Origin of the sequence: Sinomonas notoginsengisoli (assembly GCF_021554725.1) — a bacterium.
In the GTDB taxonomy this organism is placed as follows: Bacteria; Actinomycetota; Actinomycetes; order Actinomycetales; family Micrococcaceae; genus Sinomonas; species Sinomonas notoginsengisoli.
This window is the reverse complement of the sequence record NZ_JAIZDP010000018.1, coordinates 15352-28001: the sequence shown is the minus strand read 5'-3', so window position 1 is coordinate 28001 and position 12650 is coordinate 15352. Positions and strand designations below refer to the sequence as shown.

Here is a 12650-nt window from a genome sequence, read left to right as displayed (position 1 = left end):
GCCCCCACAGATCCTCCGCGACAAGGTCGCCAACGGCGAACTCGGCCGCAAGAGCGGCAAGGGCTTCTACGACTGGACCTGATCCCTCGGCCAGCAGGACCACGTGACGGTCAGGACCGTGGACTCCGCGCCGCAGGCTGGGAGCCGTAGTACTCAGCCAACCTCGCCAGTCCCTCGTCAAGTGAGACGGAGGGGGTCCAGTCGAGGAGTTCACGGGTCTCGCGCTGGTCGAACCAGTGCGCGGTGGAGAGCTGCTCGGCAAGGAACCTGGTCATCGGCGGCTCTTCTCTCCGCCCGGCCCAGGTCCAGAGCTTCTCCACTGCCGCCCCGGCGGCACGCGCCACCGCGCCCGGCACGGCCCACGACGGCGCGGGGACGCCGCCGGCGGCGCAGATGCCCGCCAGCAGCTCACCCACTGGCCGTGGCTCGCCGTTGGTCACGACAACGGCCCTGCCATGGACGTGCTCGATGCGGTGCAGCGCGGCGACGATGGCAGAGGCGGCGTTGTCCACATAGGTGGTGTCGATCAGGGCTGCGCCAGCGTCGAGCAGGGGCAGGCGGTGGTGCTGGGCACGCTGCAGGACGCGTTCCACCAACTGGGTGTCACCGGGGCCCCACACGATGTGCGGCCGCACCGCCGCGACCCGGAACTCCGGAGCGTCCGCCGCCAGCGCGAGGAGCTCGGCCTCGGCCTTGGTGCGGGAGTAGTCACCGTGCGCCCACCGCGGGTCGGCTGGCTGCGCGCCGAGCCCCGCCATGGCGGCGCCCGAGTTGGCCACGGAGGGGGAGGAGACGAACACCACATCCCGCACCTCGGCGGCCCGGGCGGAGCGGAGCAGGCCGCGGGTCCCTTCGACGTTCACCTTGTCAAACTCCGCGGCCCGGCCCGTGAAGGAGACCTTCGCGGCCAGGTGGAGGATGGCCTCTGCGCCCTCCACGGCCCCTCGGACCGCCTCGTCGTCGGTGACGGACCCGCAGAAGTCTGCGGCACCGTCGACCCCTGAGGGACGCCGCTGGAATGTGGTGACGGCGTGCCCCTGGCGGACCAGGAGTCGGGCCACTTCGCGCCCGAGCAGCCCGCTGGCGCCGGTGACCAGGACCCTCATGGCTTCCCTGGACGGCCGCCGGCCAGGACCCGTGAGGCCCACCGTGACAGGCGGGCCCTGTCGATCTTGGCGTTGTGCCGGATGTCCGTGGGCTGGGCGGGGACCACGAGCACAGCGGAGACCGCGACGCCAGCGTCCAGGGCCGCCGAGCGGACGCGTGCGGCGAGCTGCGGTGCCGCAGGCCCGGCCCTGCGGGCGGGAGGTACGGTCTCGACGACGGCGACCACGGCCTGCGTCCCCGCCGGTCCGACCCCCGTGATCGCGGCCAGCCGGACAGAGTCCAGGCGCTCGATGGCCTGCTCGGCACCCACCGGCGTTATCACGGCACCCGGCGCTGTCACGATATGGGCCAGTCGTCCCTCCACCCAGAGCCGGCCGGCGGCGTCGAAGTGCCCCAGGTCGCCCGTGCGGTGCCATCCGGGAAGGCTTGAGCTCTCGCGCTGGGTCATCCAGAGCCTGTCGTAGGCGTCCTTGACGTGGGCGGCGCTGACCAGGATTTCGCCGGTCGTGCCGGCCTCAGTCACTGGATGGGATCCGGGCGCCGTGCCGTCCGCTACCAGCGGGACGACGGCCACCCGCGCGCCGTGGACCGGCAGGCCGACGCACACGCCATTGCCGGTGCCCGGCACGGTGCCGGCGGCAGCGTCGGCGTCGGCCGCTTGGATCTGTTCCAGAGTGATGTCGGTGACCGGCAGCGCCTCGGTCATGCCATAGGGGGTGTGCAGCGACGCCTGCGGCAGGAGCCGCTGCACCTGGGCCAGCAGCGGTTCGGGGACGGGCGCGCCGGCAGAGAGCAGCAGTTCCACCCGTTCCAGGGCCTCGTGCCCCGCCTCGCCCACGCCGTCCCGCGTGGCAAGGACGTTGCGCAGCGCTGCCGGCGCGGCGAACACTACTGTGGCGTCTATGGCCGCCGCCGCGTCCGCCAGCGCGCGGGCCGTGAGGGTGCGCGGGGCCGTGACGTCCATCGAGGGGGTCACCGAGACCGCGCCGAGTGCCGGGCCGAGCAGGGCGAACGGAGCGAAGCCTGCCACCAGCCTGGCACCGGAACGTATCCCGAAGGTCTCGGCCACCGTGTCCCGCATCGCTGCCAGCTGCCGGTGCGTGTAGACGACGCCCTTGGCAGGACCGGTGGAGCCGGACGTGAAGAGGACCGCGGCCGGGGCCGCCGGGTCCGGAGGGGGCCCCGGCCGATGCGCGTCGAGCCCTGCCCCGGTGCGGGCCAGGGCACTGAGGGAGGTCTCGACGCCGAGGATGCGGCGTCGCGCGGACGGGAGATCCCGCACGCTGATACGCCGTCCCGGCCAGCCGAGCAGCGCAGCGGCCGCCAGCGCCTTGTCGATTCCGACCAGGAAGTCGGGGGCGGCGCCCCTCACGGCGCGGCTCAGACCCCTGGTTCCCAGCCCGGCGTCGGCCACCACCACGACGGCGCCCAGCCGCAGGCAGGCGTACAGCGCCACGGTGAGGTCCACGCCGGGCGGAACCATGAGGCTCACCCGGCTGCCCGGCCTCACGCCGGCCTCTCGCAGCCCGGCGGAGAGCTCCGAGATCTCCCGGTCCAGCTGCTGCCAGCTGAGCGAACGGCTGATGGCGCCCTCCGGCGACATCTCAGCGACGGCGGTATCGCCGCCCGTCGGCCCTGCCGCCTGTTCGGCGAGCAGGTGCCACAGCGGTAGGAACTTCGCTGGCTCCCGCTCGGGCGCACCTTTCCGTTCGCGGGCGCCGGCCGTCAAGGCGTCCGACGCCGGGCGGTCGCCGTCCGTCCCCTCAGCCCGGCCTAGCCCGGCGAGCCACTGGAAGATCGGTGTGGCGATGTCCCGGTCTTCCGCCAGGAGATGACCGGCGCCTTCGAAGCGGTGGACGTCCGCGTGCGGAAGCCGGCCGATGAGGTCCTTGAGGTACCGGTCGGAAAAGATGGGGTCCCTGGGGCCCCAGAGCATCAGGGCCGGCACCCGCAGGCCCCGCAGTCCCTCCGCCACGCCGCTGAGCGCTGAGAAGCTCGGATGAGACGCATCGAGCGGAATGTCCGCGACGAAGTTTCCCACCCCGCCCCGCCGGCTCGCGCCGCGATAGGGGGCCATGTAAGCGCTGTGAACCTCGGCTGGCAGGGCCGGCCGGGCCAAGGCGTGCGCCACCCGCAGGAAGGCGTCCGACGTCGTTGTGCCCCACCTGTGGACCGCCGGGTGCATCGCAAGCCGCAGCGCCGGTGGAATTCCCGAGCCGGCCGGCTGGTGGACGGCGGTATTGGTCAGCACCACCCCGGCCGTGTGCTGCGGGTGCGCGAGGGCCCAGCCAAGGCTGATGGCCCCGCCCCAGTCGTGGCCCACGGTGACCACCGGCCCGGCCAGGCCCAGGGCATCGGTGAGGTCGGCGAGGTCATTGATCCGGTCCGTGAGGCGCCGGAAGGTGCCCGTGCGCTCTGAGTAGCCCATGTCCAGCTGGTCCACCGCTACCACCCGCCATGGACGGGCGGGGTCAGATCCGGCGGCCAGCAACGTCCTCCACAGATACGACCACGTCGGGTTGCCGTGGACGCACAGCAGGGTCCCCGCCGGGACCAGGCCCCGGCGGGAGAGCTGGCCTGCGTTGTCCAGCAGGTGCCAGCGGCGCACCGTGCCGGGCAGATCGGCGGCCGAGGTGGACTTCACGGAGACGGTGCGTGACCATTCCGGGTCGACCCCAGGCCAGCTGACGCTCACCAAACTATTTCCACCATGGCCGTGTTCAGTCCTGAGCCGACGCCCATGCAGAGGATCCGATCGCCCGCGGCCAGGGACTGTGCCTCGGCCGCGAGAGTCATGGGAAGCGACGCAGGGCCCACGTTGCCCCAGTGCGGGAACGTGATCGGAACCTTGTTTGGGTCTAGATCGACGGCCCTGATGATCGCCTGGGTGTAGGCGTTGCTGACCTGGTGGGTGACATAGCGGTCCATAGCCGCCCAGTCCCACTCCGGCTGGGCTTCGTGCCAGGCGTCGACCACGAGCTGGAGGCCGCCGTCGAGCAGGCCCTTCGTGTCAGTGGCCATACCGTGGATGCCTCCCACGCAGAGTTGGTGATGCTCGGTACCCGCACGCATCACGCCGCCGACGAGGCGGTGGGCCCCGGGGTGCCCATCTGCGGGACCGAGGACGGCCGCGGCTGCCCCGGACCCGAGCGTGAGCGTGGCGAACTCCCGGCTGAAGTCCTCACGCGTGGTCTCGGGCCGCTGCAGCCGCGCGAGGGTGGCTTCCTGGACGGCCTGGGAGTCCTCGCCGTTGACGATCACCGCGTACCTGATCTGGCCGGAGTCGATCATGTTGGCCGCCAGGATGAAGCCGTTGACGAATCCGAGGCAGGCGTTGGCAAGGTCGAAGTTCATGGCCGACGACGGCAGGCCGAGCCCGTGGTGGATCTTCACCGCGACGGAGGGCTCGAGGTTGCGCCGGGTCACCGAGGTGTTGATCAGCAGCCCGACCTCGGAAGCTTCGACGCCCGACTCGGCCAGCGCCTTCGCGCCCGCTTCGAGTGCGGCGTCGTCGAACGACGTTCCGGTCGCCCACCAGCGGCGGTGCGTCACGCCGGCGACGCGCTCCAGCAGCCGCGGCGGGAACTTCAGGCGGCGCAGGGTCAAAGCCAGCCTCTGGTCGAAGTCCGTGGAACTCACGATCCTCGGAGCCTCGACGCTGCTCACCGAAAGCAGCGCCGTGTTGCTGTGGCGGAAGGTCGCGTTCCCTGCCAAGTCATGCCCCTGTTCGTTGCCGTGCTGCGTCCATGCGGTGACTGTACCCACTTCAGGGGAAGCTCAAGACGAGAGCAGACGCCCGAAGAGCTTAGCCCACGCTTGGATGACGATGAGGATCAGGCCGGTTCCCGCCCCGCCTCATCGAGCCGAATCCGTCCACGGTCCGGGCGGAACCCGTGCTCGACGCCCCACAGAATGGCCTGGCTCCGGTTCGTCACACCGATCCGGCGGTAGCAGCTGCGGATGAAGGTCTTGACCGAGTTGACCGAGAGGTGAGTGCGCTCGGAGATCTCCACATTGCCCAGACCCTGGGTGATGAGGGCCAGGACTTCAGCTTCACGCGGCGTCAGGCCTTCTTCGCGGCCCGGCCAGTCACCTCCCACAGGCTGGGGCGCACCCCGCTCCGGGGCCAGTGCGGGCCGCTCGCCGCGGTGCACGGCCTCCAGGGCGGCCACGAGCTCGCGTGCGGGAAGGCCCTTGGAGAGGTACGCGCTCGCCCCGTTGGCGAAGGCGGCCTCCACGAGCGCCGGATCGAGATTCCACGAGTAGACTACGACTTTGCCCGCCAAGGGGTTCGCAGCCAGCTGCCGCACGTCCTCGCCGTCTCCCTGGAGCGCCGCGAACGTGTCGTACAGCGTGACGTCCACAGGCTGGCTCACGTTGTGCCGGAGGTCCATCTCGACCACCTGGAGGACATCACGGTACGACCGAAGCATCCCGAGGAACCCTTGGGCGACGACTTCGTAGTCGTTGACAAGGGCCACACGCATCGCACTCATGGCCTCTATCTTAAACCAGACGTTCTTCACCCCTTGGGGTGAAGAAAGGGTCGTCTAGTCCCGCGTAGCATGAATCCATGCTCTCGACACCAGCAGATCCGGATCGCGCCACCGTTCGCGAACTCATTGTGGAGTTGGCGCAAGTCGAGGACGCGATGCGTCACGACGGAATCGCCGCGGCCGCTGAGTCCGTCACGGCCTTGGCCGAGCGGGAGCAGGTGATCGTTGCGGCCCTGCACCGTCGCGGCCTCCCGTTCCACGCCCAAGGCGCGGGCAGCCTGTGACGGTCGAGGAAATTGCCCGGACTGCCGCACAGAAGGTCATCGCGAGAGACGGCGCGGGGGAGATCCACGGCTATGCCGTAGGCTCGGGCAGCGGCCGGGTGTACGTCGTCTGGGAAGTGGCCTCGGGGAGGCGCCGCCAGAGAGGCTTCCGCGCCGAGGAGGTCTTCGTGCCGGGACATTCGCTCCCGTGGTCGGGAATCCCGATCTCGCTGGACCAGCTCACCCGGCGCCGCGGCATCCGTCTTTGACCCAACACCCCAGAATCTCCGCGAGCACCACGAGCTCGAGGAGATCGCTGACATCCGAGCTGATCCGGATGGCGCCCGTGACGCGCTGCCCGTCGAGTACGTAAGGTCCGGGCGGACTGAAAGTAACCTAAGCAAATCTGTGACACCAGGCTGACGGCCCGACGTCCTTCTCCAAGCCCAGCCCACCGGTGGTCCCGGGCTCCGCGGGAGAGGGGACCTCGTCGGCGTGCCGGTACACGACCTTCCACTCCCCGTCCTCACGGCGGTAGATCTGCGTTGCCCGGAGCGTGAAGGCGCGAGGAACCCCGTTCACGGCTGTCTGGACGTGCTCGAACCCGGAGGTGTAGGCCATGTCCCCCAGAACCTCGGCGGCGACAATCTCGAACGAGTAGTGAGTGCAGTCTGAGAACCTGCCCTCCAGCCAACGGAACGCGTCGCCGATCTCCTCCGAACCGACCACATTCTTGGCAGCGCCGAGGATCGTCACCGGCTCCTGCGTGGACCAGATCGCGAAACGGGGCGCGGCATCGCCATTGTGGAGCGCGATCTCCGCGTCCTTGAGGCGCGTGCCGACCCAGTCCAGGAACTCGTCGCGCTCACTCATGGCCCCATCTCCTCCGCCGAAGGTGCCTCCATTGGAGGCCTCCGGACGCCCGCAGCGCAAGGTCCCGCAGCACGTTCTGTGATCCGCGCCACATCGTTGCAACGCGTCCGCAACCCCCGCACTCCTACGCTCGCTTCAACGCCGACACACCGGCACCACGGCTGGCACCACCGGCCGCCGGCAAGGCAACGAAGAGACAAAGGAGTTTCGCCATGACCGTCTACGCATTCCCCGGCACCGAGGGCAGCAAGGTCACCTTCAAGGACCGCTACGAGAACTTCATCGGCGGCGAGTGGGTAGCCCCGGTCGGCGGGGAGTACTTCGAAAACATCACCCCGGTCACCGGCAAGGTGTTCTGCGAGGTCGCCCGCTCGCAGGCCGCGGACATCGACCTGGCACTCGATGCCGCGCACAAGGCCGCCCCCGGCTGGGGCAAGACATCCGTCGCCGAGCGCGCGCTCATCCTCCACCGCATCGCGGACCGCATCGAGGAGAACCTCGAGCTGCTCGCGGTCGCCGAGACGTGGGACAACGGCAAGCCCGTCCGCGAGACGCTCGCCGCGGACCTCCCGCTCGCGGTCGACCACTTCCGCTACTACGCCGGCGCCATCCGCGCCCAGGAGGGCTCGCTCTCCCAGATCGACGAGAACACCACCGCCTACCACTTCCACGAGCCGCTCGGGGTGGTCGGGCAGATCATTCCGTGGAACTTCCCGCTCCTCATGGCCACGTGGAAGCTCGCCCCCGCGCTCGCGGCTGGAAACGCCGTGGTGCTCAAGCCCGCCGAGCAGACCCCGGCGAGCATCCTCGTCCTGGCCGAGCTCATCTCCGACCTCCTCCCGGCCGGCGTGCTCAACGTCGTGAATGGCTTCGGCGTCGAGGCCGGCAAGCCGCTGGCCTCGAGCCCCCGCATCCGCAAGATCGCCTTCACCGGCGAGACCACCACGGGCCGCCTGATCATGCAGTACGCGTCCCAGAACCTCATCCCTGTCACCCTCGAGCTCGGCGGGAAGAGCCCGAACATCTTCTTCGACGACATCGCCGCGAAGGACGACGCCTTCTACGACAAGGCCCAGGAGGGCTTCACGCTCTTCGCCCTCAACCAGGGCGAGGTCTGCACCTGTCCGTCCCGCGCCTTGATCCAGGAGGGCATCTACGAGAAGTTCCTCGGTGATGTTGTGGAGCGGACCAAGGCGATCAAGCAGGGCAACCCGCTGGACACCGAGACGATGATCGGCGCGCAGGCCTCCAACGACCAGCTCGAGAAGATCCTCTCCTACATCGAGATCGGCAAGGCCGAGGGCGCCAAGGTCCTCACCGGCGGCAAGCGCGCGGACCTCGGCGGCGAGCTCTCGGGCGGCTACTACGTGGAGCCCACCGTGTTCGAGGGCCACAACAAGATGCGCATCTTCCAGGAGGAGATCTTCGGCCCGGTCGTCTCGGTCGCGAAGTTCTCCGACTACGAGGAAGCCCTCGAGCTCGCCAACGACACCCTCTATGGCCTCGGCGCGGGCGTCTGGTCCCGCGACGGCAACACCGCCTACCGCGCTGGCCGCGACATCCAAGCCGGTCGCGTGTGGGTGAACAACTACCACGCCTACCCGGCGCACGCCGCGTTCGGCGGCTACAAGTCCTCGGGCATCGGCCGCGAGACCCACCTCATGATGCTCGAGCACTACCAGCAGACCAAGAACCTCCTGGTCTCCTACGCCGAGTCGAAGCTCGGCTTCTTCTAAACCCCCACGCCAGGCGGGGCGCACGACGGCGGCACCCCGCCGCCGTCGTGTGCCGCACCTACCGTCCAGCCCGCTTCCGGCGCGATTCCGACCAACAATGCGCGCGGACGGAGCGAATCCCACGGCGTGCCGCCGAGACTCGCCGTGGGAGGCCGGCAATCACGGTCGGAATCCGACTGAGGCCCGGCCAATCTCTCGTGCAACCCGCCCACCCGACCAACACATGCAAGGGAGCATGACCATGAGCACCACCTTCAAGGCCGCCGTCGTCCGTACGTTCGGCGACGAGCTCGCCATCGACCAGCTCGAGATCCCCACGCCCGGCCCGGGCCAGGCGCTCGTGAAGCTCATCTCGAGCGGCGTCTGCCACACCGACCTCCACGCTGCGCAGGGAGACTGGCCAGTCAAGCCCAAGCTCCCCCTCGTCCCCGGGCACGAGGGCGTCGGCACCGTCGTCGCGCTCGGCGAGGGCGTCACGGACGTCGCCGTCGGCGACCTCATCGGCAACGCGTGGCTGTGGAGCGCGTGCGGCACGTGCGAGTACTGCCGCACCGGCTGGGAGACCCTGTGCGAGTCGCAGCAGAACGGCGGCTACGGAGTGGACGGCTCGTTTGGGGAGTACATGCTCGTCGACACGAAGTTCGCTGCCCGCATCCCCGAGGGCGCGGACCCGTATGAGATCGCACCCGTCCTGTGCGCCGGCGTCACCGTGTACAAGGGCCTCAAGCAGACCGAGGTGCGCCCGGGCGAGTGGGTCGTCATCTCGGGCATCGGCGGCCTCGGGCATATCGCGGTGCAGTACGCGGTGGCGATGGGCATGCGCGTCGCGGCGGTGGACGTCGCGGACGAGAAGCTCGCGCTGGCCAAGAAGCACGGCGCCGAGGTGACGGTCAACGCGTTCGCCGAGGACCCGGCGGAGGCCATCCAAAAGGCCACCGGCGGCGCCCACGGCGTGCTCGTCACCGCGGTGCACCCGGCCGCATTCGGCCAGGCCATCGGCATGACACGCCGCGGCGGGACCATCGTGTTCAACGGCCTGCCCCCGGGCGACTTCCCGGCCCCGATCTTCGACATCGTGCTCAAGGGACTCACCATCCGCGGCTCCATTGTGGGCACGCGCCAGGACCTCGAGGAGGCGCTCGACTTCTACGCGCGCGGCCTCATCCACCCGACGTTCCACACACGGGACCTGACGGAGATCAACCAGGTCTTCGACGAGATGCACCACGCCAAGATCGACGGCCGCGTGGTCATCAAGTACTGATCGCCATGGACGCCGAGCCTCAAGCTGTACTCGAGGCCCGACCAGCGCGCCCGGGAGAGGACTTCTCCCGGGTGGCGCTGACCGAGCCGGCCCTGGCCCTGATCGACTCCCTGTGGGAGCGGAACGGGCCGCTCATGTTCCACCAGTCGGGTGGGTGCTGCGACGGCTCAGCGCCCATGTGCTACCCGGCGGGGGAGTTCATTACGGGCGACGCCGATACCCTCCTCGGCGTCTTCGACCTCCCCGGGCGGGGCGAGCTTCCGTTTTGGATGTCCCGCGAGCAGTTCTCGTACTGGTCCCACACGCGCCTCACGGTGGATGTGGTGGTAGGCCGCGGGAGCGGTTTCTCCCTCGAGGCCCCCGAGGGCAAGAGGTTCCTGATCAGGAGCCACATCCTGGACATCCCGTAGCGCGGCGCGTTCCTGTTCTGCCGGTCACACCGCGATGCTTGACGCTTCAATGAAGCTTCCCTAGTCTTGATTGAAGATTCAAGCATTGGAGACTCCATGACCACCGCAACCGTCCGCACTCAGGTCAGGGTGCCGATCCGCTTCCCCGACGGATACGAGACGACAGCCGACGTCGTCACCTTCCACGGTCTCGCCGACGGCAAGGAACACCTCCTCCTCGGCCTCGGCGACTGGCACGCGGCGCTGGCCCGCTCGCATCACGGCGGCGCCGCGCCGCTGGTACGACCGCACAGCGAGTGCCTCACCGGCGATGTCTTCGGCTCGCAGCGCTGCGACTGCGGCCCCCAGCTGCGCGAGGCAGCCGAGCGCATCACCGACGCCGGTGGGTTCCTCCTCTACCTGCGCCAGGAGGGGCGTGAGATTGGCCTCTATGCCAAGCTCGACGCCTATGCCCTCCAGGACCGGGGCCTCGACACCTACGAGGCCAACACGGCGCTCGGCCACGGTGAGGACGAGCGCGACTACACGGCCGCCGCACAGATGCTCGCCGCCGTCGGCGCAGATCACATCCGGCTCCTGAGCAACAATCCGGACAAGGCGCGTCAGCTCGCCGCGCTCGGCGTCACCGTATCCGAGCGCATCCCGACCGCGGTCCACGCGTCGTCCGCGAACGTCCGCTACCTCGCCGCCAAGCGGGACCACACCTCCCACAGCATCGACCTCGACGCCGTACTGGCCCTGGCGGTGACCGCATGACCGAGGTTCTCCGGGCGCCCGAGGAGGCGGGCGGCGTCGTACGGCTGAGCGAAGCCGAGGCGATGCGCCGCGCCCTGAGGCTGGCCGCGGCTCCCGGCGTGCCGCTAGGCCCGAATCCGCGCGTCGGGTGTGTTCTCCTCACGCACGACGGCGCGCTGGTCGCCGAGGGCTTCCACCGCGGCGCTGGGACGGCGCACGCCGAGACAGACGCGCTGTGGAAGGCGGGCAAGGCGGCGCGGGGCACGACAGCAATCGTGACCCTTGAGCCCTGCAACCACACCGGCCGGACGGGCCCCTGCGCGCGGGCGCTCATGGCCGCCGGCGTGGCCCGCGTGGTCTACGCGCTCTCGGACCCGAACCCGGTGGCGCAGGGCGGCGCGGAGACGCTCCGGGCGGCGGGGATTGAAGTCGAGGCCGGGCTGCTCGAGTCCGAGGCCCGCGAACTCAATGCGGCCTGGCTCGAGGGGCTCCTGCTGGGAGCCTAAATTCCGCCCCCTCGCGGAGGCGTCCTGGGCGCAGCAATCCACTGGACGCTATCTCCGGCGTGGCATGATCGGCAATGTCTGGGTATACCTGCCGGCCCTCGAGCCTCACGTCAGCTGGTCGCCCACTGGCTGGGAGGAATCCAATGGAACCATCGACCAGGCATGACCGAGGCGGGCATGGCGATCCCGTGGAGACCTATGTGCTCGTCCACGGCGCGTGGCACGGAGCCTGGTGTTGGCGACCGCTGCAGCGGCTGCTCGAGAGCGCGGGGGCTCGGGTCTTCACGCCGACCCTGACGGGGCTCGGCGACCGGGCGCACCTCCTCACTCCCGAGGTCGGACTCCTGACCCACATCGAGGACGTCAAGGCTGCGATCGAGACCGAACAGCTGGAGGACATCGTCCTCGTCGGGCACAGCTACGCGGGCATGGTCGTGACGGGCGTTGCCGCCGAGATCCCGCACAGGATCAAGCGCTTGGTCATCGTGGACGGTTTCCTGCCGCAGGCGGGGGAGACCGCCATTGACCTCCTTCCCGAACGGGCCGCCTCCCATTACCGGGAATCCGCCCGGCAGAACGATGGGCTCGTGATCGACCCGCGACCCGTCGAGAACCTGGGGGTCACGGACCGGCACTTCATCGAGGAGCTCACTCCGAGGCTCACACCACAGCCGGCGAAGACCTACATGGAAGCCGCCCCGCACGGGTTGGACGACCTTTCCTCCGCGGGCGAATACCTCTTATGCACCGGCTGGTCCACGCCGTTCACGCCTTTTGCCGGGCGCGCGGCCAGCGCTGGGTGGAAGGTCGCAGAGCTCAACGCCGACCACGAGGTCCTCGTCACGGATCCGGAACTGTTGGCGCAGCACCTCCGCCAGTCCGACCAGGCCAGCACGAGGGGATAGAAGGAGATGACATGGAATTCCTGGTACGGCAGCAGAACAACATGCCGGCGCTCACGCCCGAGGAAACCTCACGCATCAAAGCGGCCGAGCGGGAGTACGCCCAGCAGTTGCGCGAACGTGGAATCCTGCGCCGCCTCTGGCGGGTGCCAGGGACGCGGACGGCGGTCGGCTGGTACGAGGCTGAAGACGCCACGGTTCTCCACGAGGTCCTTTCCGGCCTTCCGACTTTCCAGTGGCTGAGCATCACCGTTGAGGCGATGGCCACCCACCCTCAAGAGCAGCAGATCCAGCCCTAGCGAGCCGGGGCCCCGAGAACGCTTCCTGTTCGACCGGGTGGGGAGTGATGTGCGCACAG

At 69.5% G+C, this 12650-nt stretch carries 15 protein-coding genes; 10 read left to right on the top strand and 5 right to left on the bottom strand.

From position 1 onward, the window contains the following. Positions 1–82: 3-hydroxyacyl-CoA dehydrogenase family protein (locus LF262_RS16525; RefSeq protein WP_235781504.1), on the top strand; the 82-nt coding region annotated here is incomplete at its 5' end. 28 nt (positions 83–110) lie between these two features. On the opposite strand, the gene LF262_RS16520 is transcribed toward LF262_RS16525, so the two are convergent. The 4 genes from LF262_RS16520 to LF262_RS16505 all read right to left on the bottom strand — a co-directional run bounded on the left by LF262_RS16520 (position 111) and on the right by LF262_RS16505 (position 5603). Beyond that, entirely contained in the window at positions 111–1106 is a 996-nt protein-coding gene (locus LF262_RS16520) for an NAD-dependent epimerase/dehydratase family protein (RefSeq protein ID WP_235781502.1), read from the bottom strand. Beyond that, positions 1103–3805 (bottom strand): alpha/beta fold hydrolase, encoded by a 2703-nt coding sequence (locus LF262_RS16515; RefSeq protein ID WP_235781501.1) that lies wholly within the window; start codon positions 3803–3805, stop codon positions 1103–1105. The genes LF262_RS16520 and LF262_RS16515 overlap by 4 nt, the downstream gene beginning before the upstream one ends. After that, positions 3799–4821 (bottom strand): 3-oxoacyl-ACP synthase III, encoded by a 1023-nt coding sequence (locus tag LF262_RS16510; RefSeq protein WP_235781503.1) that lies wholly within the window; start codon positions 4819–4821, stop codon positions 3799–3801. The genes LF262_RS16515 and LF262_RS16510 overlap by 7 nt, the downstream gene beginning before the upstream one ends. 119 nt (positions 4822–4940) lie before the next feature. Beyond that, entirely contained in the window at positions 4941–5603 is a 663-nt protein-coding gene (locus tag LF262_RS16505; protein WP_235781500.1) for a response regulator transcription factor, read from the bottom strand. 77 nt (positions 5604–5680) lie between these two features. Here LF262_RS16505 and LF262_RS16500 point away from each other — a divergent pair, with 77 nt between their 5' ends. Together LF262_RS16500 and LF262_RS16495 are read left to right on the top strand one after the other, a co-directional pair. Continuing rightward, positions 5681–5887 carry a hypothetical protein gene (locus LF262_RS16500; protein ID WP_235781499.1) on the top strand — a complete coding sequence of 69 codons (207 nt, stop codon included), beginning with the start codon at positions 5681–5683 and terminating at the stop codon, positions 5885–5887. Next, the gene (locus LF262_RS16495) at positions 5884–6135 is read left to right on the top strand and encodes a hypothetical protein (RefSeq protein ID WP_235781498.1); all 252 of its coding nucleotides are present in this window, start codon (positions 5884–5886) and stop codon (positions 6133–6135) included. Before LF262_RS16500 ends, LF262_RS16495 begins: the two co-directional genes overlap by 4 nt. A gap of 127 nt (positions 6136–6262) precedes the next feature. Here LF262_RS16495 and LF262_RS16490 read toward each other — a convergent pair whose 3' ends face one another. Further along, positions 6263–6739, bottom strand: coding sequence for a nuclear transport factor 2 family protein (locus LF262_RS16490; protein ID WP_235781497.1), 477 nt, complete (start codon positions 6737–6739; stop codon positions 6263–6265). Positions 6740–6951: 212 nt separating this feature from the next. On the opposite strand from LF262_RS16490, the gene adh reads away from it, so the two are divergent. From adh to LF262_RS16455, 7 genes are all read left to right on the top strand, one after another. After that, positions 6952–8475 carry an aldehyde dehydrogenase gene (gene adh, locus LF262_RS16485; protein WP_235781496.1) on the top strand — a complete coding sequence of 508 codons (1524 nt, stop codon included), beginning with the start codon at positions 6952–6954 and terminating at the stop codon, positions 8473–8475. A 241-nt stretch (positions 8476–8716) separates the two neighbouring features. After that, positions 8717–9739 carry an alcohol dehydrogenase AdhP gene (gene adhP / locus LF262_RS16480; RefSeq protein WP_235781495.1) on the top strand — a complete coding sequence of 341 codons (1023 nt, stop codon included), beginning with the start codon at positions 8717–8719 and terminating at the stop codon, positions 9737–9739. Between the two features lie 5 nt (positions 9740–9744). After that, positions 9745–10149 carry a DUF779 domain-containing protein gene (locus tag LF262_RS16475; RefSeq protein WP_235781494.1) on the top strand — a complete coding sequence of 135 codons (405 nt, stop codon included), beginning with the start codon at positions 9745–9747 and terminating at the stop codon, positions 10147–10149. Between the two features lie 96 nt (positions 10150–10245). Beyond that, positions 10246–10905 carry a GTP cyclohydrolase II gene (locus LF262_RS16470; protein ID WP_235781493.1) on the top strand — a complete coding sequence of 220 codons (660 nt, stop codon included), beginning with the start codon at positions 10246–10248 and terminating at the stop codon, positions 10903–10905. Continuing rightward, positions 10902–11390: a bifunctional diaminohydroxyphosphoribosylaminopyrimidine deaminase/5-amino-6-(5-phosphoribosylamino)uracil reductase RibD gene (ribD, locus tag LF262_RS16465; protein ID WP_372462796.1), complete on the top strand. Its 489-nt coding sequence runs from the start codon at positions 10902–10904 to the stop codon at positions 11388–11390. The genes LF262_RS16470 and ribD overlap by 4 nt, the downstream gene beginning before the upstream one ends. A 143-nt stretch (positions 11391–11533) precedes the next feature. Continuing rightward, positions 11534–12295, top strand: a complete 762-nt coding sequence (locus LF262_RS16460; RefSeq protein WP_235781492.1) for an alpha/beta hydrolase — start codon at positions 11534–11536, stop codon at positions 12293–12295. 11 nt (positions 12296–12306) lie between these two features. Beyond that, positions 12307–12591, top strand: coding sequence for a muconolactone Delta-isomerase (locus tag LF262_RS16455; protein WP_235781491.1), 285 nt, complete (start codon positions 12307–12309; stop codon positions 12589–12591). The last annotated feature ends 59 nt before the right edge of the window (positions 12592–12650 follow it).